Source organism: Streptomyces sp. NPDC020362, assembly GCF_040642095.1.
Classification (GTDB): Bacteria; Actinomycetota; Actinomycetes; order Streptomycetales; family Streptomycetaceae; genus Streptomyces.
In genome coordinates this window covers 24,037-45,672 of sequence record NZ_JBFAET010000051.1, presented here as the reverse complement: position 1 = coordinate 45,672, position 21,636 = coordinate 24,037, and the positions used below count along the sequence as shown (strand labels likewise).

20 protein-coding genes are annotated in these 21,636 nt (G+C 72.2%); 9 read left to right on the top strand and 11 right to left on the bottom strand.

Annotated features, from left to right (window positions below; genetic code table 11):
* Both AB0H32_RS20330 and AB0H32_RS20325 read left to right on the top strand, forming a co-directional pair.
* Nucleotides 1-462: VOC family protein (locus AB0H32_RS20330; protein ID WP_361122179.1), on the top strand; the 462-nt coding region annotated here is incomplete at its 5' end.
* Between the two features lie 34 nt (nucleotides 463-496).
* Nucleotides 497-1,189, top strand: coding sequence for a ribonuclease H (locus AB0H32_RS20325; RefSeq protein ID WP_361122176.1), 693 nt, complete (start codon nucleotides 497-499; stop codon nucleotides 1,187-1,189).
* On the opposite strand, the gene AB0H32_RS20320 is transcribed toward AB0H32_RS20325, so the two are convergent.
* Nucleotides 1,190-2,011: a tyrosinase family protein gene (locus AB0H32_RS20320; RefSeq protein ID WP_361122174.1), complete on the bottom strand. Its 822-nt coding sequence runs from the start codon at nucleotides 2,009-2,011 to the stop codon at nucleotides 1,190-1,192.
* Between the two features lie 34 nt (nucleotides 2,012-2,045).
* Nucleotides 2,046-2,420 carry a tyrosinase cofactor gene (locus tag AB0H32_RS20315; protein ID WP_361122171.1) on the bottom strand — a complete coding sequence of 125 codons (375 nt, stop codon included), beginning with the start codon at nucleotides 2,418-2,420 and terminating at the stop codon, nucleotides 2,046-2,048.
* Between the two features lie 345 nt (nucleotides 2,421-2,765).
* On the opposite strand from AB0H32_RS20315, the gene AB0H32_RS20310 reads away from it, so the two are divergent.
* The 6 genes from AB0H32_RS20310 (at nucleotide 2,766) to AB0H32_RS20285 (ending at nucleotide 8,869) form a co-directional block, all read left to right on the top strand.
* The gene (locus tag AB0H32_RS20310; protein WP_361122168.1) at nucleotides 2,766-3,983 is read left to right on the top strand and encodes an FAD-dependent monooxygenase; all 1,218 of its coding nucleotides are present in this window, start codon (nucleotides 2,766-2,768) and stop codon (nucleotides 3,981-3,983) included.
* A 206-nt stretch (nucleotides 3,984-4,189) separates the two neighbouring features.
* Complete coding sequence (locus AB0H32_RS20305; protein ID WP_361122165.1) at nucleotides 4,190-5,011, top strand: lipase family protein; 822 nt, start codon at nucleotides 4,190-4,192, stop codon at nucleotides 5,009-5,011.
* A gap of 110 nt (nucleotides 5,012-5,121) precedes the next feature.
* Nucleotides 5,122-6,552, top strand: a complete 1,431-nt coding sequence (locus tag AB0H32_RS20300) for an MFS transporter (RefSeq protein WP_361122162.1) — start codon at nucleotides 5,122-5,124, stop codon at nucleotides 6,550-6,552.
* Nucleotides 6,549-7,145 carry a TetR family transcriptional regulator gene (locus AB0H32_RS20295; protein WP_361122160.1) on the top strand — a complete coding sequence of 199 codons (597 nt, stop codon included), beginning with the start codon at nucleotides 6,549-6,551 and terminating at the stop codon, nucleotides 7,143-7,145. The genes AB0H32_RS20300 and AB0H32_RS20295 overlap by 4 nt, the downstream gene beginning before the upstream one ends.
* Nucleotides 7,146-7,341: 196 nt before the next feature.
* The gene (locus AB0H32_RS20290; protein WP_361122157.1) at nucleotides 7,342-8,325 is read left to right on the top strand and encodes an aldo/keto reductase; all 984 of its coding nucleotides are present in this window, start codon (nucleotides 7,342-7,344) and stop codon (nucleotides 8,323-8,325) included.
* A 49-nt stretch (nucleotides 8,326-8,374) separates the two neighbouring features.
* Nucleotides 8,375-8,869 (top strand): DUF6328 family protein, encoded by a 495-nt coding sequence (locus AB0H32_RS20285; protein ID WP_361122154.1) that lies wholly within the window; start codon nucleotides 8,375-8,377, stop codon nucleotides 8,867-8,869.
* Here AB0H32_RS20285 and AB0H32_RS20280 read toward each other — a convergent pair.
* The 9 genes from AB0H32_RS20280 to AB0H32_RS20240 all read right to left on the bottom strand — a co-directional run bounded on the left by AB0H32_RS20280 (nucleotide 8,866) and on the right by AB0H32_RS20240 (nucleotide 19,422).
* On the bottom strand, nucleotides 8,866-9,534 hold the full coding sequence (locus AB0H32_RS20280) for a DUF2238 domain-containing protein (protein ID WP_361122151.1): 669 nt from the start codon (nucleotides 9,532-9,534) through the stop codon (nucleotides 8,866-8,868). The genes AB0H32_RS20285 and AB0H32_RS20280 overlap by 4 nt on opposite strands.
* Before the next feature lie 150 nt (nucleotides 9,535-9,684).
* Complete coding sequence (locus AB0H32_RS20275) at nucleotides 9,685-10,725, bottom strand: hypothetical protein (RefSeq protein WP_361122148.1); 1,041 nt, start codon at nucleotides 10,723-10,725, stop codon at nucleotides 9,685-9,687.
* A 135-nt stretch (nucleotides 10,726-10,860) separates the two neighbouring features.
* On the bottom strand, nucleotides 10,861-12,465 hold the full coding sequence (locus tag AB0H32_RS20270) for a protein kinase (RefSeq protein WP_361122146.1): 1,605 nt from the start codon (nucleotides 12,463-12,465) through the stop codon (nucleotides 10,861-10,863).
* 197 nt (nucleotides 12,466-12,662) lie between these two features.
* The gene (locus tag AB0H32_RS20265) at nucleotides 12,663-13,622 is read right to left on the bottom strand and encodes a threonine/serine dehydratase (RefSeq protein WP_361122143.1); all 960 of its coding nucleotides are present in this window, start codon (nucleotides 13,620-13,622) and stop codon (nucleotides 12,663-12,665) included.
* Nucleotides 13,623-13,727: 105 nt separating this feature from the next.
* The gene (locus AB0H32_RS20260; protein WP_361122140.1) at nucleotides 13,728-14,759 is read right to left on the bottom strand and encodes a polyprenyl synthetase family protein; all 1,032 of its coding nucleotides are present in this window, start codon (nucleotides 14,757-14,759) and stop codon (nucleotides 13,728-13,730) included.
* Nucleotides 14,756-15,796: a tetratricopeptide repeat protein gene (locus tag AB0H32_RS20255; protein WP_361122137.1), complete on the bottom strand. Its 1,041-nt coding sequence runs from the start codon at nucleotides 15,794-15,796 to the stop codon at nucleotides 14,756-14,758. Before AB0H32_RS20255 ends, AB0H32_RS20260 begins: the two co-directional genes overlap by 4 nt.
* 183 nt (nucleotides 15,797-15,979) lie before the next feature.
* Nucleotides 15,980-16,657, bottom strand: coding sequence for an AIM24 family protein (locus AB0H32_RS20250; RefSeq protein ID WP_361122134.1), 678 nt, complete (start codon nucleotides 16,655-16,657; stop codon nucleotides 15,980-15,982).
* Nucleotides 16,658-16,713: 56 nt separating this feature from the next.
* Nucleotides 16,714-17,988 (bottom strand): CAP domain-containing protein, encoded by a 1,275-nt coding sequence (locus tag AB0H32_RS20245; RefSeq protein ID WP_361122131.1) that lies wholly within the window; start codon nucleotides 17,986-17,988, stop codon nucleotides 16,714-16,716.
* Nucleotides 17,989-18,222: 234 nt separating this feature from the next.
* Nucleotides 18,223-19,422 (bottom strand): serine hydrolase domain-containing protein, encoded by a 1,200-nt coding sequence (locus tag AB0H32_RS20240; RefSeq protein ID WP_361122128.1) that lies wholly within the window; start codon nucleotides 19,420-19,422, stop codon nucleotides 18,223-18,225.
* Between the two features lie 305 nt (nucleotides 19,423-19,727).
* Here AB0H32_RS20240 and AB0H32_RS20235 point away from each other — a divergent pair, with 305 nt between their 5' ends.
* Nucleotides 19,728-21,509, top strand: a complete 1,782-nt coding sequence (locus tag AB0H32_RS20235) for a M4 family metallopeptidase (protein ID WP_361122125.1) — start codon at nucleotides 19,728-19,730, stop codon at nucleotides 21,507-21,509.
* Nucleotides 21,510-21,636 lie beyond the last annotated feature (127 nt).

Here is a 21,636-nt window from a genome sequence, read left to right as displayed (position 1 = left end):
CCCAGCGGGGCCGTGTTCGGGGTCTGGCAGGCGGGGACCCACGAGGGCTTCGAGGCGACGGCGACGCCCGGCGCCTACTGCTGGGCCGAGGTCTTCACCCGGGAACCCGAGAAGGCGGACACCTTCCTGACCGCAGTCTTCCCGTACCGGGCCAAGCAGGTCGAGGACGACGCGGTCGACTTCCGTCTGTTCGACATCGGCGAGGACGCCGTCCTCGGCCGGATGCGGATGACCGACGACTTCCCGCCGGAGGTGCCGTCGTACGTCAACGTGTACTTCACCGTGGACCACTGCGACGAGGCCGTGGCCCGGGCCGTCAAGCACGGTGCCGTGCTGCGGTTCGGTCCCATGAGCAGCCCCTTCGGGCGGTTCGCGGCGCTCACCGACCCGCAGGGCGCCAATTTCTCGGTGATCGACATCACGACCACCGAGGGAGAGATGCCGACGATCAAGGACGTCTGACCGTCTCCGGACCGGCGGCCCGCGCGGCCATGGCATGATCGACCGCATGCGTGAACGAGTGGTGGCCGCGTGCGACGGGGCTTCGAAGGGAAACCCCGGACCGGCCGGATGGGCGTGGGTGGTCTCGGACGACGAGCGGACCGCCGCCCGGTGGGAGGCGGGGCCGCTCGGCCGGGCCACCAACAACGTCGCCGAACTGACGGCGCTGGAGCGGCTGCTGGCGGCCGTCGACCCGGATGTGCCACTGGAGATCCGGATGGACTCCCAGTACGCGATGAAGGCCGTCACCACCTGGCTGCCCGGCTGGAAGCGCAACGGCTGGAGGACGGCCGCGGGCAAGCCGGTCGCCAACCAGGACCTGGTGGTCCGCATCGACGAGCTGCTCGACGGCCGGTCCGTCGAGTTCCGCTACGTCCCCGCCCACCAGGTCGACGGCGACCCGCTCAACGACTTCGCCGACCGGGCCGCGAGCCAGGCCGCCTCGGTGCAGGAGGCCGCGGGCAGCGCCGTCGGCTCCCCGGAGCCGCCGCCGTCGCCCGACACGCCGAAGGCGGCCGCTCCGCGTCGCAAGGCGCCCCGCCGGACCGGCGGCGGAGCGGCCTCGCGTACCATCAAGGCGAAGTTCCCCGGGCGCTGTCCGTGCGGCCGTTCCTACGCCGCCGGCGAGCCCATCGCCAAGAACCCCCAGGGCTGGGGCCACCCGGAGTGCCGTGCCGCCGAGGCCTGATCAGGCGTCGAACGTGTAGAACTTCGTGTGGTCCAGCAGGTCCGCCGGACGCACGTCGTTCCAGGGCTTCATCGTCTCGTTCAGGTCGACCACGTCCGGTGTCCCGCCGGTCGGCACATAGCCCGCGTCCGGGTGCCGGCGCTGCCACTCGGCCCACAGCTTGTCTATGTAGGCGTGGTGCAGCCAGAACACCGGGTCGTTGGGGGAGACACCGGTGGCCATCTGCCCGCCGACCCACACATGGACCCGGTTGTGCAGATTGACCCCGCGCCACCCCTCCAGGTGGTTGCGGAAGCCGTCGGACGCGCTGTTGTACGGCGCCAAGTCGTACGTGGACATCGCCAGTACCGACTCCACCTCGGCGCGCGTGGGCAGCTCGCGCACGGCGGTGCCGAGGGAGCGGCGCAGGAACGCGCGGCCGTCCACCCGCACGCTCATCGGCCAGTTGCCGGAGGCCGCGGCGAACGGGCCGTCCATCACACGGCCGTCGGAGCTGCGCCCGGTGCCGCCGAGGAAGTCCGGTGCCCACAGCGAGGCGCGCACCGTGCGGTCGGTGCTCCAGTCCCAGTAGGGCAGGGCGACGGAGGAGTCGACCGACTGCAGTGCCCGCTCGAAGTCGAGCAGGAATCTGCGGTGCCAGGGAAGGAAGGACGGCGAGCGGTGCCCGGTCCGCTCCCCGGTGTCGGTGTCGGACATGATGAAGGCGTTGTGCGTGCGGACGAACTCGTCGTAGCGTCCGTTGTTCTTGAGCGCGAGGACGGCGTCGACGAACCGCCGCTTCTCGTCGGCGGTCAGGGCGGCCTGGTTCTTGCGTACGGTCATGTGCGTGGTACTCCGGATGTCCTTGCGGGTGCGGTCAGTTGGCGGGGAACGGCAGCAGCGGCGCACCCTGCAGCTCGTCCACCGCGGCGCGGGCGGCGGCGCGCGGCGTGGGCACCGGGTCGTAGTGGCTGACGACGCTGATCCAGCTGCCGTCGGCGTTCTGCATGACGTGCAGTTCCACCCCGTCGACGAGGACGGAGTACCCGGCGCCGTGTCCGTGGTGGTGACCGCTCATGCCCGACGGACGGCCCTGTATCCGCCGGCCCTTGTAGACCTCGTCGAAGGAGTCCGGGGCGCCGTGCTGGTGCTCGGCGGCCGACGCGGCGGGTGCGACGAGCGTGGCGGCCGAGGCCGTGGCGGCGAGGGCGGCCGCCGCGGTGAGCGCGCGGCGCCGGGTGAGTTCGGGCATGCGTGTACTCCTGGGAGAGGTGTTCGAGTGGTGACCACGCATGCCTACCGGGCCTTGCCCTGGCGGAAGAAATCGCCCGTAACCGCTGGGCTGCGATCCGGACAATTGAGCAAATGTCGTGCAGGGTTGAACAAAGATGATCTTGCTGTGATGTGGGGATCGATTGTCGCGGAACGGGAAATTCCTTGCCGTGGAGCCCGGCATTCCGGTGGTCTTTCGCGGCCGGGGTCCGCCCGAGTGGCGCCCGTCACGACGCCAGACTGACGCGATCGGGAAGCCCGGTGCACCCCTCCGAAGTGCTGCTACTGTGCGGAATCACTCAACTACTTCGGGTGACTCTCGGGGGTGTGCGTGAAGGTCGTCTGCGCCGGAGGCGGGCCCGCGGGCCTGTACCTCGCCATCCTGCTCAAGCTGCAGGACCCGTCTCACGACATCACCGTCCACGAACGCAACCCCGAAGGCTCCACCTACGGCTGGGGCGTGACGTACTGGCGCGGACTGCTCGACAAGCTCCACGCCCGCGACCCCGCATCCGCGCGCGCGATCGAGGACGACTCCGTGTGCTGGGACCGGGGCGTGGCCCACGTCCGCGACCTGGTGACCCGGCAGCCCGGCGACCGGGGCCACGGCATCGGCCGCCATCGCCTGCTCGCGATCCTCGCCGAGCGTGCCCGGTCCCTCGGTGTACGCCTGGAATTCGAGAGCGGCATCACGGGTGACGATCCGCCGCAGGCCGACCTGCTGGTGGCGGCCGACGGCGTCCACAGCACCCTGCGCACCCGCCACGCCGCCGACTTCGGCACACGGCACACCGAGGGCCGCAACCACTACATCTGGCTCGGCACCACCAAGGTCTTCGACGCCTTCACCTTCGCCTTCGTGGAGACCGGGCACGGCTGGATCTGGTGCTACGGCTACGGCTACAGCGGCGAGCACAGCACCTGTGTCATGGAGTGCTCCCCGGAGACCTTCGCCGGGCTCGGCCTGGACCGGGCGCAGGAGGGGGAAGGGATCGCGCTGCTGGAGAAGCTCTTCGCCCGGATCCTCGACGGCCACCCCCTCATCGGTTCCTCCTCGGCCGTCGGCGCCGCGTCCTGGCGGAGGTTCCGCACCCTCACCAACCGCACCTGGCATCGCGACCGCCTCGTCCTGCTCGGCGACGCCGCACACACCACCCACTACTCCATCGGCGCGGGCACCACCCTCGCCCTGGAGGACGCCATGTGCCTCGACGCCGCCCTGCGCACGCACGCCACCCTGCCCGAGGCCCTCGGTGCCTACGAGCGCCGCCGCAGGTCCGAACTGCTGTCCGCGCAGAGCGCGGCCCGTTACAGCGCCCAGTGGTACGAGAACCTGCCCCGCTACATCGACCTGCCCCCGCACCGCATGTTCGCCCTGCTCGGCCAGCGCCACTCGCCGCTGCTGCCGTACGTCCCGCCCCAGCTCTACTACGGCCTCGACAGGGCCCTCGGGCGGCTGGAGGTCCTGCGCGGGCTCAAGCGCCGGCTCGGCCCAAGGGCGGCCCGAGCCCTGCAGGCCCGCTCCACGGTCCACCGGGACTAGCCCGTACTCCCGGCCCGCTCCACGGCCACCGGGACCAGCGCCCGCTCTTCGCCCGCTCCACGGCCCACCGGGACCAGCACCCGCTCTACGGCCCACCGGGACCGGCCCACGCTTCCGGCCCGCTCCACGGCCCAGGGGACCGGCCCGTACTCCCCGCCCGTCTTCCCGTCCCCAGAAGCTCTCCCGCACCGAAGGAGTTCCTCCCCATGGCCGTACCCGTCTCGTTCGACCACGCCTCGAACGGCTACAGCCTCCAACGGGCCTACTGGCTGGCCCGCGCGGCCGACCTCGCCTACAAGGACCCGGCCGCCGTCGAGGGGCAGGCCGCCCGTTGGGGCTTCGACCGGGTGAGGCATCACCACACCCGCTTCACCCCGCCCTTCCCGCTCCAGGACACCCAGGCGTACACGATGGCCGGTGACCGGATGATCGTCACGGCGTTCCGCGGGACCGAGCCCGCCCAGATCAAGGACTGGCTCTCCGACGCCACCACCCCGCCGACGCCCGGCCCCGGCGGCAACGGTTACGTCCACCACGGATTCGCCGAGGCTCTCCGATCGGTGTACCCGGACGTCCGCGACACCCTCACGGAGCTGCGCAGCAACGGCCAGAGGGTCTACTTCACCGGGCACAGCCTGGGCGGAGCCCTCGCGATGCTGGCCGGTGCCCGTCTCTACCTGGAGGAGCCGCACCTGGCCGCGGACGGCGTCTACACCTACGGGCAGCCCCGCACCTGCGACCGGCTGCTGGCCGAGGCGTTCAACAAGGGCTTCGGCGGACGCATGTACCGCTTCGTCAACAACAACGACGTCGTTCCCCAGCTCCCGCCGGAACCCGTCTTCACCCACGTCAGGGCGCTGCGCTACATCGACTCGCACGGCAAGGTGCGCGAGACGATGCCGATGCTGTCCGCGCTCGGCGACCGGGCCATGGGGCTGACCGCCGACCCGTTCGCCCCCGCCTCCGACGGTGTCCGTGACCACTTCATGCACAACTACCTGTCCGCCCTGGAGAAGAACCTCGCCTGAGCCGCCGGCCGCAGGCTCGGCCCGGGGCCGCGAAACGTTGGTGAATAGGCATTCACCCGATAGGGTGAATTGTTATTCACCTCGTCACCGTGCCGCCCGCAGGAGCGCCGATGGACCAGCCCGGCCCCATGTCCCAGCCGCCCGTCACCGGCACCCCGGCGCCCCGGCTGCGGGACCGCCTCACCATCCCCGTGCTGGCGTCGGGCGGCATTCTCATGGCGGTCATGCAGACCGTGGTCGTCCCGCTCCTGCCCGACCTGCCCCGGCTGACCGGCTCCTCGGCCGCCACCGTCTCCTGGATGGTCACCGCGACCCTGTTGTCCGGAGCCGTGCTCACCCCCGTGCTCGGCCGGGCCGGCGACATGTACGGCAAGCGCCGGGTGCTCACCGCCGCCCTCGGCCTGATGACGGCCGGCTCGGTGATGTGCGCCCTGACCTCCGACATCGGCGTGCTCATCACCGCCCGTGCGCTCCAGGGCGCCGCCGCCTCCGTCGTCCCGCTGTCGATCAGCATCCTGCGCGACGAACTCCCGCCCGAGCGCCGGGGCTCGGCGGTGGCCCTGATGAGTTCCACGGTCGGCATCGGCGCCGCCCTCGGCCTGCCGCTCGCCGCCCTCGTCGTCCAGTACGCCGACTGGCACACCATGTTCTGGCTGACCAGCGCCCTGGGCGCGCTGGGTGTGGCGGCCACCTGGTGGGCGGTCAAGGAGTCGCCCGTGTGCGAGCCGGGTCGCTTCGACGTCCTCGGCGCGCTGGGCCTGGCCACCGCGCTGGTGTCCCTGCTCCTCGGGGTCTCCCAGGGCGGCCAGTGGGGCTGGGGCAGCCCCCGGATCCTCGGGCTGTTCCTCGTGACCGCCGCCGTACTCGCCCTGTGGTGGTGGCAGCAACTGCGCTCCGAGCGGCCGCTCGTCGACCTGCGCCTGGTCACCCGGCGGAGGGTCGGCCTGTCCCATGTGGCGGCCCTGCTCACCGGCTACGGCCTGGGGCTGTCGATCGTCGCCACCGGTCTGTGCCTGCTGCCCGGCGGCCTCACCATGCTGCTCTTCTCCCCCTTGTCCGCCCGTATCTCGGCCACGCGCGGCCCGCGCATCACCCTCGCCCTCGGCGCAGCCGTCATCGCCTGCGGGTACGCGGTCCGCATCGCCGACAGCCGCGACCTGTGGATGGTCATCCTGGGCGCCACGGTGGTGGCGACCGGCACCACCCTCGCCTACTCGGCGCTGCCGACCCTGATCCTGCGCGCCGTACCGGCGGGCCAGACGGCCTCCGTCAACGGTGTCAACGTCCTGATGCGCACCATCGGCCAGGCCGCCTCCAGCGCCGCCGTCACCGCTGTCCTCGTCCACCACAGCAGCCCCCTCGGCGATGTCCCGGTGCCGACGCTGCACGGCTATCTGCTGGCGTTCGCGATGGCGGGCGCGGTCGCCCTGGCCGCCTGTGCAGCGGCCCTGTCGATCCCGGGCGACGTGCCCCGCGGCGGTTTGCGCCGAGCCCGGGGAGCCACCCGGGGAGCCAGGGACGAGGCGATGGAGGGAGCATGAGCACCGTGAGCATCCCGTCCGTCCCCGCGTCGCCCGTCCCCGCACGACGTGACGCCGAGTCCACCAGGGCGGCCATCCTCAAGGCCGCCCGCTACCTCCTGGCCCGGCACGCGCACGCCGACATCACCCTCAAGGCGGTCGCCGAGCGGGCCGGTGTCAGCCCGCCGCTGATCCTGAAGTACTTCGGCAACAAGGACGCCCTCTTCGCCCGGGTGATGTCCTTCGACACCGACGCGGACGCGCTGCTGGACGCGCCCCTGGACCAGCTCGGCCGCCACATGGTCCGCCATGTGCTGGGCAGCCAGCGCGAGCGCGGCGCCGACCCGCTGCTGCGCATCGCCTTCGCGCCTCTGCACGGCGACCACGGCGACGTGCTGCGCGCCAACTTCCGCGCCCAGGTGACCGAACGACTCGCCGGCCGGCTCACCGGCCCCGACGCGGGCCTGCGCGCCGAACTCGCCGTCGCGGCCCTCGTCGGCCTCGGCGTCATGTACGGCATCGCGCGCGGACCCCACCTGCACGGGACCGGCATCGACGTCATCGCCGACCGCTACGGCCCCGTCGTACAGGAGCAGCTGACGCCCGGCAGCTGAGTCGCCCTCGGCCACAGGGCCGACCGATGCCGCGGCCCTGCGGCCCTCGACCGCCTGCTCCCGCACGCCCGCCTCGAACGAGCCCGGCACGGCCTGCCCGGTACCGTCGGCTCGCACCAGGCGCCGTTCCCGGTGCACCGCGCCCACCGGAGCGAGGCGTTCCGCAGGGTGTGCGGCCGGATGACACACTGACGCCATGGACGAACGCACAATGGGCAGATCGGGTCAAAGGGTATCGGTCGTCGGTCTCGGTACCTGGCAGCTGGGGGCCGACTGGGGCGACGTGGACGACAAGCAGGCCCTGTCCGTCCTGGAGGCGGCGGCCGAGTCGGGGGTCACCTTCTTCGACACGGCCGACGTGTACGGCGACGGGCGCAGCGAGTCGACCATCGCCGCCTTCCTGGGCGGCCGGCCCGACCTGCACGTGCTGGTGGCGACCAAGATGGGCCGCCGCGTCGAGCAGATCCCCGAGAACTACGTCCTGGACAACTTCCGCGCCTGGAACGACCGGTCCCGCCGCAACCTCGGCGTCGACCGCCTCGACCTGGTGCAGCTGCACTGCCCGCCCACCCCCGTCTACTCCTCCGGCGAGGTCTTCGACGCCCTCGACACCCTGGTCGCCGAGGAGCGCGTCGCGGCCTACGGCGTGAGCGTGGAGACCTGCGCGGAGGCGCTGACCGCGATCGCCCGGCCGAACGTGGCGAGCGTGCAGATCATCCTCAACCCGTTCCGCATGAAGCCCCTGTACGAGGTGCTGCCGGCGGCGCGGGAGGCGGGCGTCGGCATCATCGCGCGGGTGCCGCTCGCCTCCGGCCTGCTGTCGGGCAAGTACACCAAGGACACGGTGTTCGCGGCGAACGACCACCGCACCTACAACCGGCACGGTGAGGCCTTCGACCAGGGCGAGACGTTCTCGGGCGTCGACTACACGACCGGCGTCGAGGCGGCCGCGGAGTTCGCCGCGCTCACCCCCGAGGGGTACACCCCGGCCCAGCTGGCCCTGCGCTGGATCACCGAGCAGCCCGGCGTGACCACGGTCATTCCCGGCGCCCGCACCCCGGAGCAGTCCCGCGCCAACGCGGCCGCCGCCAAGCTCCCGCCGCTGCCCGAGGAGACGTTCACCGCGATCCGCGGCCTGTACGAGCTCCGGATCAGGGAGCAGGTCGAGAACCGCTGGTAGCACCCGGGCGGCCCGTTTCAGCCGGTGCCCGGACGGTTAACCGCACCGCATGACGCAGCAGGAACCGCGCCGGGGGCGTGACGAGTCCGAGGAGGAGCGGGCCGACCGGATGTGGGGCGAACTCATCCAGGAGGTCCGCGTCGCCCAGACGGGCGTCCAGATCCTCTTCGGCTTCCTGCTCACCGTCGTCTTCCAGCCGAAGTACGCGCGGCTGCCCAGCACCGACCACGTCATCTACATCGTGACCGTGGTCCTGGGCGCCTGCGCGACCGGCGCCCTCATCGGGCCGGTCTCCCTGCACCGCCTGGTCTCCGGCCGCCGGGTCAAGCCGCGGGCGGTGCGGCTGGCCGCCCGGATGACGTTCATCGGCCTGGCCCTGCTGCTCGCGACCATGGCCTCGTCCCTGGTGCTGATCCTCCGGGTGGCCGCACACGACGGCGCGGTGGCCTGGCTGGTCGCGCCCGTCGTCGTCTGGTACCTGGTGTGCTGGTACGGCCTGCCCCTGTGGGCGCGCCACCGGCACACCGGCCGGGCGGACGACTAGCCCACCGTCCACCGGCCGGCCGTTCGGGCCTCGAGAGCCGCCAGCTGACGGTCGTGCACCTTGCTGAGGAGCAGCAGCGACACCACAGCCCCGATGAGGGCGCAGAACATGTCCCACTGGGTGTCCCACACATCGCCCTGGGTGGCGAGGAACGCGTCCGCGCTCGATCCGCCGATCTCGGCGGCAGCCCACTCCAGCAGTTCGAAGAAGGCGCTGAAGGCCAGGCAGGCGCACACGGTGAGCGGGGCCAGCCAGCGGCTGCCGCGCAACGGCGAGGTACGGCTGAGCAGTTCGCGGACGAGGACGGCCGGCACGAGGCCCTGCATCAGGTGCCCGAACCGGTCGTACGGATTGCGGGACAGGCCGAAGGCGTCCCGCACCAGGTCGCCCGCCGGTACCTGCGCGTATGTGTAGTGGCCGCCGACCGCGAGGACCAGCGCGTGCGCGGCCAGCAGCGCGCACAGCAGCCCGGTCAGCGGGAAGCGCCGCCACGTCAGCACGACCAGCGGAAGCCCGGCCAGCACCCAGAACGTCTCCAGGAACCAGGTGGTGCGGTCGTGCACGTCCCACGCCGAGACGGCGAGGCCCACGGCCGCAACGCCCGCGAACAGGACGGGCGGCACACGGCGCGGCGCGGGAGACGGGGCGGGGTGCACTGCGGTCATGGCGGGGCTCCTGGCCGGTGGACTCGGTGGAGCCCCATCGTGGCGGCGGGCGCCGGGCGCGGGCATGAGTACCGCTACTCAGCCCGCGCCGGGGATCTCCGCGCGAGTACCTCCTCCCGCCCGGTGCCTGCGCGGCAACGCCCAGGACGCTCAGCCCTGCGGCTGATGTCCGCGGGCTCCGCGCAGCGCGGTCAGGCAGGTGCCGATGGCCTGCTGGAGTTCCTCCAGGCGCTGCACCATGTCGTCCTCGTAGAAGTCCTGGGCGTCGTCGAAGGTCAGTTCCTCGAACGCCCTCGTCGCCTTCTGCAGGCTGCTGTAGAACTTCGTCCGCTGCTCCTGGACGCGCAGTTCGGGGTCGGCCTCGACGGTCTCGGCGACGAGGGTCTTCATGGTGTCGTAGGCCTCGGTGGCCCATTCGCCGGAGTCCTCGCCGTCCTCCAGCTCGTCGATCAGCGACAGATGCCGTTCGGCCTCCTCGCGCAGGGTGACCGGTGCGTCCACGGTCTGCCCGGCGGGGGTCTTGATCTGGCCGGACTCGGCGATCTGCCGCACGTAGCCGATCCGGTCGGCCGCCCGGCTCTCGGTGGCGACGGCCTTCTTCAGGTCGTCGGTGCGTACGACGTCCCGCGCCAGCTCGGCCTGCAGGTCCGGGTCCTCCTTGAGCCGGTCCAGCAGGGCGGAGCGGGCCGCCCGGGCGGTGGAGGGGTCGGCGAGGATCGCGGCGCGCAGCGCGGTCGGGTTCTCGGCGACCTCCAGGGCCTTGGTGGGGCGGATGCCCTCGGCCTCGGCGGCCTCCGTGATGGCGGTGCCGCGCTCGGAGGTGGCGCTGTTGCGGGAGACGTAGTAGGTCAGCCACACGTCGGCGTCCGGAAGTTCGGCCTCCTGGCCGGGCGCGAGCGCCTCGAAGTGCGGGACGAGACCGTCGTCGGCCGCGCGGTCCCAGGCCTTGTAGTAGCGCATGACCCGCTCGGGGGAGCAGCCGGCCAGCTCCGCGAACTCCTTCGCCGACACCTTCGGCGTCTCGTCGGCGGCCTGGCCGCCCGGCCGCACGCTGCGCGCCACCATCAGTGCGAAGGCCCAGCCTCCGGTGCGCGCGTACACACCGAACTCGCGGGCGTCACGCGCCACGAGGTCGGACAGGGGCGCAGTGGCCGGGGCGGACGTCTCGGACGGGTCGATCGCAAGGGTCACGGATGACTCTCCTGGAGGCGGGGCTCTACGGGACCGCACTCGGTGCACGAGTGCAGGCAGAAAGCCTATATGGACCCATTGGCGTTGCTTTGACGAACCCGGCCCGACCGGCGGGAATCGGCCGGGCCGACGGCTTCAGCCCTTCGGCGGGCCGAAGGTGGCCAGGAAGGTCTTCAGGGCGAGCCGGTTGGCGGCGTCGGCCCAGGCCCCGGCCGGGGTGGTGAAGCGCAGGGAGAAGCCGCGGTGGCCGCCGAGGAGGAACCCGCGCCCCAGGGTGTGCACCTGCGTTCCGCCGGTCCCCGACAGCCATTCCAGGTCGGCGGCCTTGTGGCCCTGATAGGTGGTGGCCCGGACGGTGCCCACACGCCGGTAGCCGGGGAGCTGCTCCAGCCCCGGTTCCACGTCGTCGCGCCACACGGCGACCGGGTCCGGTCCGACGCGTTCGCTGTAGGTGACGGCGAGGGTGGGGGAGTTGCCGCTCGTGCCGAAGGTGACGCGGTAGGCGTGGTCGGCCGCGCGGGCCGTGGTGAGCCGTTTCCAGTCGTCCGGCAGGGCGACTAGGAAGCCCTCCGGGGCGGTGTAGTGGTGGTACCCGGCGGGCAGGGCGGGGGAAGGGGCCGGGCTCGGGCGGGCGCTGGGGCTCGAGCCGCCGCTCGGGCTGTTGCTGGGGCTGGGGCCGGGGCCGTTGTGCTCGGTCCGCTCACCCGGCGTGGCGGTGACGCTCGCCCGGGGCGCCGCGGAGGCGGTGGAGGTGCCCGGCAGGTGGTGGGTGGCGGCCAGCACCGCGGCCGTGACGGTGAGGACGGCGAGTACGGTCCCCACGGCCATGGCCCGTCTGCTCCGTCCCGGGCCGCCGAGCCCCATGGCGGCGTACGCGCCGCGCAGACGGGGTGCGGGGGCCGGTGACCAGTCCTGGTCGGCGTCCTCGGCCAGGACCCGGGTCAGTGCCTCGCGGACCACCGGCCGGGTCAGCCGCTCCCGGGAGTTCTTGCGCAGCAGGCCCTGCACGGACTGGGTGAGCGGGCCGGTGCGCAGCGGGGTACGCAGGGGAAGCCGGTCCACCGCCTTCAGGGTGGCGTCGGGGCGGCCGCGGTCACGGAAGGGCGGGCGCCCCTCGACGGAGGTGTAGAGGATCGCGCCCAGCGCCCACAGATCGGCGGCCGGCCCGATGCGCTCGTCACGGGCCTGCTCCGGCGAGGCGTACGACGGTGCCGTGAGCCGCGGGACCAGGGTCGTGCCCGCCAGCCCGAACCCGGCGACCACGACCGAGCCGCCCTCGCGCACGAAGACCTGGCCGGGGCTCAGCTCTCCGTGGGTGATGCCCTCGTCGTGCGCGGCCTGCAGGACATCGAGGATGTCGAGGCCGATCCGCGCCGCTCGTACGGGGTTGAACGGGCCCTCGCGGTCGAGGAGTTCACCGAGAGGTGTGCCGTCGATCCACTCGGTGACCGTCCACAGGGTGGCCGACTGCACGACGGCGTCGACGACGGCGGCGACCTGCCCCGGGATCAGCAGCCGCATGATCTCGGAGGTCCGGACGACCCGGGCCGTGGCGCGGCGCCGGGTGTCCTCGTCGCAGGGCTCCGGGAGGGCCGTCTGCGCCACCAGACGGGGCTGGTTGGCCGTCACGTCCTCGGCGTACCACCACAGACGGTTGGTCTCCCGGGCGAAGACCTCCAGGAGCCGGTAGCGGCCGGCGACCAACTCGTGTGCGGAGACGTGCGCCTTGACCATGGTCATCCCTCGCTGAAACCCCTGAATCGTTCTTTCCCAGAGGTACGCGGGACGCGCGGGTGTGTGTTCAAAGAAACCTCGACTCCGGCCCGTTCCTGCCTTTCGTTCAATTCTTCGAAAGGGCTTGCGGGTTTGGGAAGGAGGCGCTCGCCCAGGCTTTGACCTGAGGGTAACCGACGGTAAATGCCCGGGCGCCGGTGCGGTCAGAGCAGGCCGAACCGGTCGGCCCATCCGAAGAGATCCGCCGGTGTCGCATTGCCCCCGCACAGCACGAGCCCCAGCCGGGCGCCGGTGCCGACCCGAGCCGCCACCTGCCGGGCCGCCGGCAGCAGACAGCCCGCGGCCGGCTCCGTCCACACCTTGGCGCGGTCGGCGAGGTCCAGGCAGCCGCGCACGGCCTCCCGGTCCGGCACCACCAGGACCTCCTCGACCAGCGCCGCGACATGGTCGTACGTCAGCCGTGACACGGACGGCGCGCTGAGGGTGGTGACGAGCGAAGACACCTGCACCGGCAGCGGGCCGCCCGCCTTGAGCGCGGCCGACATCGCCTCGGCGCCCTCCGTCTCCACGCCCCACACCCGCACCTGCGGGCGCCGGGCGCGCAGCGCGGCCGCCACCCCGGCGATCAGCCCACCGCCGCCGACGCTGACGATCACGTCCGTCAGCTCCTGTGCGTCCTCGGCCAGCTCCAGCCCCACGGTGCCCTGTCCGGCGATCACCACCGGATCGTCGAACGGGTGGACCAGGGTCAGCCCCTCGTCCCGCAGCCGGAGCACCAGCTCGAAGGCGCCCTCCATGCCCTCCGTCAGCCGCACCGACGCCCCGGCCTGCTCGGCCAGCTCGATCGAGCGGGCCGGCGCGGTACGCGGCATGACCACGGTCGCCTTCACATCGAGGGCCGCGGCCATCACCGCGAGAGCGATCCCGTGGTTGCCGCCGCTGACCGCCACCACACCGGCCGCCCGCTCGGCCTCGCCGAGCGAGAGGAGCTTGGCCGTCGCGCCGCGCGCCTTGAACGAGCCGGTGCGCTGCAGCAGTTCGAGCTTCGCGACGACCGGCACACCGAGCAGCGCCGTGAGGCCGGGGCTCGGCACGGTCGGCGTCCGCACGACGTGTCCGGCGATGCGCTGTGCCGCGGCCTCGATGTCCGGGATGCCGATCACGGTGGTCCACCCTTTCGGCGCGGGGCTGGGGACCGCGCCGCAGGCACCGTGACCCGCGGGGCAGCCCCGGGTCAACACGGCTTCGGCAGGCGGCGGTTCACCCGCTCAGAGTTCGCGTCCCACCAGGAACTCCAGCAGGGCGCGCAGCTCGCCGACGGCACCGGCGGCCAGGGGGAGATCCGTGAGCAGGGCCCGCGCGGCGGCCGTCTGCGCCCGGGCCTCGGCCAGAGCGGCCGCCCGCCCGCCGGCCTCCTCGATCAGGGCGGCCGCCTCCTCGGCATGAGCGTCGGAGGCCAGGAGCGCGGGCAGGCGGCGGGCCGCGGGGGAGCCGAGCGCGGCCAGGACCGGGAAGGTCTTCTTGCGCTCCCGCAGATCGCCGCCGACGGGCTTGCCGGTGACGGCCGGATCGCCCCAGATGCCGAGCACGTCGTCCACCAGCTGGAAGGCGACGCCCAGATGGCGCCCGGCGCGGTCCAGCGCGGCGACGGCAGGCTCGGGAGCCCCGCCGAGCGCAGCCCCCAGCGCGGCGGCGCAGCCCAGCAGGGCACCGGTCTTGTGCTCGGCCATCGCCCGGTACTCCTCGGGCGTCACCCGCTCGGGCCCGCCGAAGGGCCGCGCGGCGAACAGCAGGTCGTCGGCCTGTCCGCGCACCAGATCGGCCAGCGCCACGGACAGCAGGCGTACCGCGCCGGGACCGCCCGGTGCGGCTGCGAGGGTCTCCACGGCGAGCGCGAACAGGGCGTCCCCGGCGAGGACCGCCGGGCCCGTGCCGTACGCCTTCCACACCGCGGGGCGCCGGCGCCGGGTCGCGTCGCCGTCCATGATGTCGTCGTGCAGCAGCGAGAAGGCGTGCACCAGTTCCACCGCGACCGCGGCCGGCACGCCGACCCGTGGGTCGGCACCCGCCGCCTCGGCGCCGAGCACCGCCAGTGCCTGCCGTACGCCCTTGCCGCCCGGCGCCGCGGAGGGCGCGCCGCCGACCTCGCACCAGCCGAAGGAGTACCCGGCCATCTCGGCGACCCAAGGATGCAGCCGTCCGACCGCCTCCGTCAGCGCGGGACGCACCAGCTCCCGGCAGCGGCCGAGGACGGCGGGAGCCGACGGCGGCGCCTGCACCGCGGACGAGAGCGTGCTCACCGCGCCACCTCCGCGTCCAGGCCGAACTCCTCCTGCGCCCGGGCCACCATCGCCCGCGCGTGCCGCAGCCCGCTGCGCTCCAGCACCTGCGCCAGGTCGGCGAGTTCGGCCGCCGTCTCGGCCCGGTCACGGCCCAGACGGGCCAGTGCCTTGGCGAGGCCGAGGCGGGACAGCGCCTCGCCGCGCAGTTCGCTCATCTCCCGGAACTCCTTGAGGGCGAGCTCGTACATCTCCCGTGCCTCGGCGTAACGCCCGGCCCGGTAGAAGACGTTGCCGCGCATCTTGTGGTTGTAGGCGAGGGCACTGGACAGGTTCATCGTGCGGCAGGTGGCCTCGGCCTGCGAGAGCAGTTCCAGCGCCCGCTCGGTGTCCTTGTCGCGGACCGAGAGCACGTCGGCGAGTCCGCGCAGCGCCCAGGCGTGGCCGCGCCGGTCGTCGGCCCGCTCGGCTATCTCCGCCGCCTCCTCGAACAGGGCGTACGCCCCGTCGTAGTCCCCGGTGTTGCGGTGCATCTGCGCGATGCCCTCCAGGGCCCACACGGTGTGCCGGGCCTCCCCGCGCCGGCGGGCCTCGGCCAGCAGCTGCTCGTGCAGCCGGCCGACCGCCTCGTAGTCGCCCTGGATGCGGCCGGTCTCCGCGAGGCCGGCCAGCGAGTAGCCGCGGACAACGATGTCCCCGCCCTGCTCGCCGAGTTCGGCCGCGAGCCCGAGCAGCCGCCAGGCCAGCGGGAACGCCCCGCGCTGCCGGGCGAGGGTGCCTCCGCTCCACAGGGCCCACGCCATCGCGCCGGTGTCCCCGGCCGCCCGGGCGGACCGGTAGCTCGCCTTCCAGGCCCGGTCGGCCTCCCGTACCTGTCCGAGCCGCCGGTGGGCCTCGGCGACGGCGAGCCCGCAGCGAGCCGCCTCCTCGGGCCGTCCGGACCGTTCGGCCTCGCGCAGCCGCTCGGTGCCTTCGGACAGCACGTCGACCAGCGAGGAGTTCACGGACAGGGTGGTCAGGGCGCCCTGGTACTCCGGGGCGAAAGCCTTGCCGTACATGCATGCCTTTCTATAAACGATGTGTATACATGGTGTGTATAGTGAGCCGAAAACATGCCCTGGCCCGGGAGCCAGGGCTCTTGGTCTGTTGTTGGTCAAGACGCGGGCACGGCGGAGGGGGTTGCCTGTGAGGCGTAGATCACCTCACGGGCCTGCCGAGGCGCGGATCGCCTCACGGGCATGTCAGTGCTGCTGGGCCTTCTGCGGCGTCGCCTCGCTCGGCCGCACCACGACGTGCCCCTCGCCCTGGAGCATCAGCTGCACGGCCTCCCCGGATCCGCCGCGCAGCATCGAGCCGATGGACTGCGAGCGGTGCAGCGAGGTCTGCAGGTGCGCGCTCCAGCCGACCACGGCGTCCGTGTCGACGTACACCGGGACCTGCGGCGAGACCGGGATGACCAGCGGGTTGCCCTCGCAGACCAGGCCGAGCCGGCCGTGTCCGCTGAACACGCTGTTGAACAGGCCGCCGCCGGCGATGCCCGAGCCCTTCACGGTCCTGATCTCGTACGCCAACGACGGGTCGAAACACAGCACGTTGCGGCCGTTGACGGTGAACTGGTCGCCGGGCTCCACGTCGAGCACGAAGCAGTTCTGCGCCTCGTGCGCGAACCAGACCTCACCCTGCCCGCGCACCGCCATCAGGGGCAGCCCCTCGCCGGTGACCGCGCGCTTGAGCATGCCGCCGACGCCCTGGCCCTTGCGCTCGAACTGGAGGTTGCCGCGGTGGGCGATCATGGCGCCCTGGCGGGCGTACATCTCGCCGTTCACCGTGTACTTGATGCACTTGGCGTTCTCTATGGTCATGCCCGGCTCGGCGGCCGGCTGCACCATGTGCGCACTGGAGAAAAGATCACCCTTCATGCCCGGAATGGTGTCCCGGAGTGCATCGTTCCGCCAAGATCACGGAACGTATCCGTTCAGCCACCGAACAACTGGGCCCAGTAGGTGCCCGCCCGGCCCCCGCCGGTGAAACCGACCCCGAGGTGGGTGAACTCCGGCTTGAGGATGTTGGCGCGATGGCCCGGGCTGTTCATCCAGCCGTCCACCACCTCGGCGGGGGAGCGCTGTCCGCAGGCGATGTTCTCGCCGATCGTGGACCGGCGGGAGCCCGCGGCGGCAGCCCGGTCCCAGGGCTCGCTGCCGTCCGGGGAGGTGTGCGCGTAGAAGTCTCGGGCCGCCATGTCGGCGCAGTGCGCCTGCGCGGCCGTGGCGAGCAGCGGATCGGCCGTCAAGGGCGGCAGTCCGGCCCGTGCCCGCTCGGTGTTGGTCAGGGCGACGACCTCGGTCGCCGTCCGCGACAGCGCGCCCCGGGTGAGGGGCCGGGCCCACAGTGCGGTCCAGTACCGCTCGCCCGCGTCGGCGTGGGCCAGTGCGGCATGCGTGAAGGCCGGGTCGAGAAGGGTGCGCCGGGCCTGGCCGGTGCGCAGGCAGTAGTCGACGAACTCGGCCGGGGTGCGCGGGCCGGAGACGAGGTGCTCGCCGACCGTGATGTATGCGTACCCGGCGGCGCTGATCCGCTGATGGACCGACACGCCGTCCAGCCCCTCCGCGGCGAGCCGGCCCAGGGCCGCCATGGCCGAGGCGTGCGCCCGTGCGGCGGTGGCGAGCCGTGGGTCCGAGGCGACGGGTGGGTGCCCGGCCTGGGCGCGGGCGGAGTTGACGAGGCCGAGGAAGCCGTCGGCGTCCGGGGCGGCCGCAGCCTGCGGGCCGTCGTCGACGACGTTCACCCCGAAGTCCCGGGCCAGCCCCGCCAGCCCGTCGGCGTACCCCTGCCCGATCGCCCGCAGCTTCCAGCCGGTACCCCGCTGATACAGCTCGGCGAGCAGCAGCACGGTCTCCTGCCCGGGGCGCGGCGCGGCGAACCGGGCCACCGTACGGCCGGAACGTTCGCCGACCTCGAGCCGGGGCGCGGGCAGCCGTCCGAGAGGCGTGCCCGGCTCGGTGGCGCTGACCACGACGGTGACCCGGGTGGCACCGGGCCGCAGCCGCGCCGGATCGACGTACAGGGCGTCACCGCGCAGCCGGACCCCGGCCGCATCCGGCTGGTTGTAGAACACGAAGTCGCGGTCCCCGCCGACCTTCCCGCCCTCGTCCGTGACGAGCGCGGACACATCGAAGGGCCCGGCGACCCGCAGCCGCAGTTCACCACCGGGCAGGGCCGAATTGCCCCCGGGAACAAGCTCGCTCGTCACACCGCGAAGAACGCACGGCAAGGCCCGAGAAGTTCCAGCGGCGTCCGGCCGAACGGCACGATGTCCCACCCATGGAGGGGCGCGGGGAACTGCGCGATCACCACCCACGGCCTGCACTCGGCGACGAGGCCTCTGACTCCTTCGGCTTCTGGGCGAACGGCGCGATGTCCGACCTGAGGGGGCGCGGGGAACTGCGCGACCAGCCCCCACGGCCCGCACCCGGCGACGAGGCCCCTACCCTGCCGAGTCCTGCCCGTCACCGGCCGAGCTGCGCAGCACTCTGCTCTCCTTGCCGCAGAACGCCGACTCCAGCACTCCCGCCAGCGCACCGAGCACCTCCCCGTTGTTGGAGGTGTTCGCGACGGCGGTCACCGCCCGCTTCCCGTCCCCGGTGGCGAACGCGTACGTGTAGTACCCCTGCACGGTGCCCGTGTGGCCGTACACAGAGATCCCGCAGGACAGGTCGCGGGACCGCAGTCCGAGCCCGTACGAGGTCGTGCTGTCGACCCGGATGAACCGCTCCATCTCCGCGAGCCGTGCCGGGGACAGCAGCTTTCCGCCGAGCAGCGCGGAGTAGAAGGTGTTCAGGTCCTGGGCGCTGGAAATGATCGCACCCGCGCTCTGCGCCCAGGACACCGTCTGCTCGGTCGCGTCGACCAGATCGGCGCCGGGCGCGTCCGGGGTGAGATACCCGTGCGCGTACCGGCCGGGGATCCTGGTGTCGGGGTGGACGTAGAACGTGTCGCGCAGCTTGAGCGGTTTGACGATGCGGTCCTCGTACTCGGTCCCGACGGAGTGTCCCGTGAGCTTCTCGATGAGCAGGCCGGCTACGACGAAGTTGGTGTTCGAGTAGGAGTAGGCGGCGCCGGGCTCGTTGGTGCGGGGTTTCTTCAGGGAGAGCGCGACCAGCTGCTGGTAGGTGAAGACCTTGTTCCGCACCGCCTCGAAACCGTCCACGCTCTGGGCGAACATGTCGTCGGTGTAGTCGTACAGACCGCTGCGGTGGCCCAGCACGTGCCGGACGGTGATGCGGTCGTCCGGCAGCAGCTTGGGAAGGTACCGGTTGACCGGGGCGTCCAGGTCCAGCCGGTGCTCGTCGGCCAGCTGCAGCAGGACGACGGCCGAGAAGGACTTGGTGACGCTGCCGATGCGGAAGCGGTCGTCGGTGCTGATGGCCTGCTGCGTGCTGCGGTCGGCGACTCCCCAGGTCGCTCCGTAGGTCGTGCCGTCGTCGTCGATCCGGGCCAGCGCACCGGGCGCGCCGTGTGCCACGACTGTGCGCAACGCCTCGTCCAGGCCCGCGACGTCGGGCGCCGGGAGCGCGGCCGGCGCGGGGGCGTGGGGCGCTGCGGTCGCGGCTCGCGCCGGGACCGTCAGCAGTGACAATGCGACCGCTCCGAGTACCGCGGCCTTGGCCACCGTTGCTGAGACCATCCGGCTCCCACTCCCATCCAGAGGGTTTCTGATGCGATTTCGGTCACATTCAGGCCTGGGAACCTAGGCGATTGAGGCAACGTCTCCACAGTCGACACACAGTTGGTCATCTCGCGATCACTCTGTGGCGCCCATTTGTAAAGGATTGCCATAGAAAGCCGCGAAATGGATCATTCCGTCTTTACGTGTGCATGACTCGTCCGTAAGGGTGAACGCCCTGGGGCCCGACCAGCCCCCATGGCGCTCAACGGCGTCATGCCTCAAGGCGGTTGGTGATCCCGGCCGCCTTCCAGTGAAGGAGATCTGTGCGTAGACCGCACATACGCAGCGTTGCCGTTGCCATCGCGGTGACGACGGCTGCCACGGGCCTGGCCGGTACGGCCTTCGCGGGCCCCTCCCGGGGGGTGGAGCAGTCCGCCGCCTCCACCGCCACGACCGCCGACGCGGTGGTGGAGGCGGCGCAGGCCGCGGCCTTCGCGCACGCCACGGCCACGGGAGTGTCGAAGGGTGATGAGCTCCACGCCCAGGACGTCATGATCGACCCCGAGGGTGCGCGCCACGTCCGTTTCGTCCGTACTCACAACGGAATGCCTGTGCTCGGTGGCGACCTCGTCGTCCACCTGAGCCGGCAGCTGGCCTACACGGGTGCCACCAGTGCGGCCACCCACGCCGTCAAGCCGGCCGCCGCCGAGGCCAAGCTGACCGCGGACCAGGCCGCGTCGAAGGCCGCCCAGGTCGCCAAGGGCGACGCGGGCAGCGCCCAGCTGGTGGTGGACGCCCGCGGCGGCTCCGCCGCCCTCGCCTACCAGGTGACGGTGACCGACAACGGCACCTCCAGCACCGTGGTCGTCGACGCCGTCACCGGCAAGGTGCGCAGCAACACGCCCGACGCGGACGAGTTCCTGTCGCCGAAGCTCCTCGACGCGATGCGCGAGCGCGGTGAGACCGCCGACCCGGCCACCGGCACCGCCGCCCCGGCCGCCGGCCTGCTCGGCTCGGGCCTCTCCGGCGCCACGCAGTACCCGGCGACCGCGCACGGCACCGGCAAGACCCTCTTCGTGGGCAGCGTCGGCCTGACCACCACGGCGACCTCGCGCGGCCACTACCAGCTCAAGGACCCGAGCCGGTACGGCACCGAGACGCGGGACGCCAAGGGCTCCTACACGGAGAAGTTCAGCGCGGGCTCGAAGTTCACCAACACGACCAACGTGTGGGGCAACGGCAAGACCACCAGCCGTGCCAGCGCCGCCGCGGATGCCCAGTACGGCATCACCAAGACGCTGGACTTCTACAAGAGTACCTTCGGGCGCAAGGGCATCGCCAACAACAGCAAGGCCGCCCAGGGCATGGTCCACTGGGGCAAGAAGGTCGCCAACGCCTTCTGGGACCCGACCTGCAACTGCATGCTGTACGGCGACGGCGACGGCGACATGTTCAAGAAGCCGCTCGTCGTCCTGGACGTCACCGGTCACGAGCTGACCCACGGTGTGGTCGACGCGACCGCGAAGCTGGAGCCGACGTACGTCGACCCGCAGGGCAACCAGTACGGCGAGCCCGGTGCGCTGAACGAGTCGCTGGCCGACATCTTCGGATCCAACGTCGAGTTCTACGCGAAGAACACCAAGGACACGCCGGACTACCTGATCGGCGAGAAGCTGGGCCTCGCGCAGAAGTTCCTGCGCCGCCTCGACCACCCGTCGCTCGACAAGCTCGAGGGCACGGTCGACTACTGGAAGCCGGAGGTGTACTCCACCGAGGTGCACGCCGGTTCCGGCGTCTCCTCGCACGCCTACTACCTCCTCGCGGAGGGCAGCGGCAAGAAGACGATCAACGGCGTCAACTACGACTCGCCGACGTACAACCACGCCACGGTCAAGGGCATCGGCCGCACCAAGGCCACCGCGATCTTCTACCGTGCGCTCACCCGCTACATGGTCTCCACGACCGACTTCCACGACGCGCGCGTCGCGACGCTGAAGGCGGCCAAGGACCTGTACGGCGCGAACAGCACCGAGTACAAGACGGTGGACAAGGCATGGGCCGCGGTCAACGTGACCGCCGCCAACACGCCGGCCGCCCGCCACTGACGGACGGCAGCACGCACCAGCACCACCGGATGCCCCGCCCTGCGCGGGGCATCCGCATGTCCGGCGAGCGCCGGTCCGGGGGAGGCCCGCAGACCGGCAACTGCCCCTGCACCAACCCCTGTTTCTT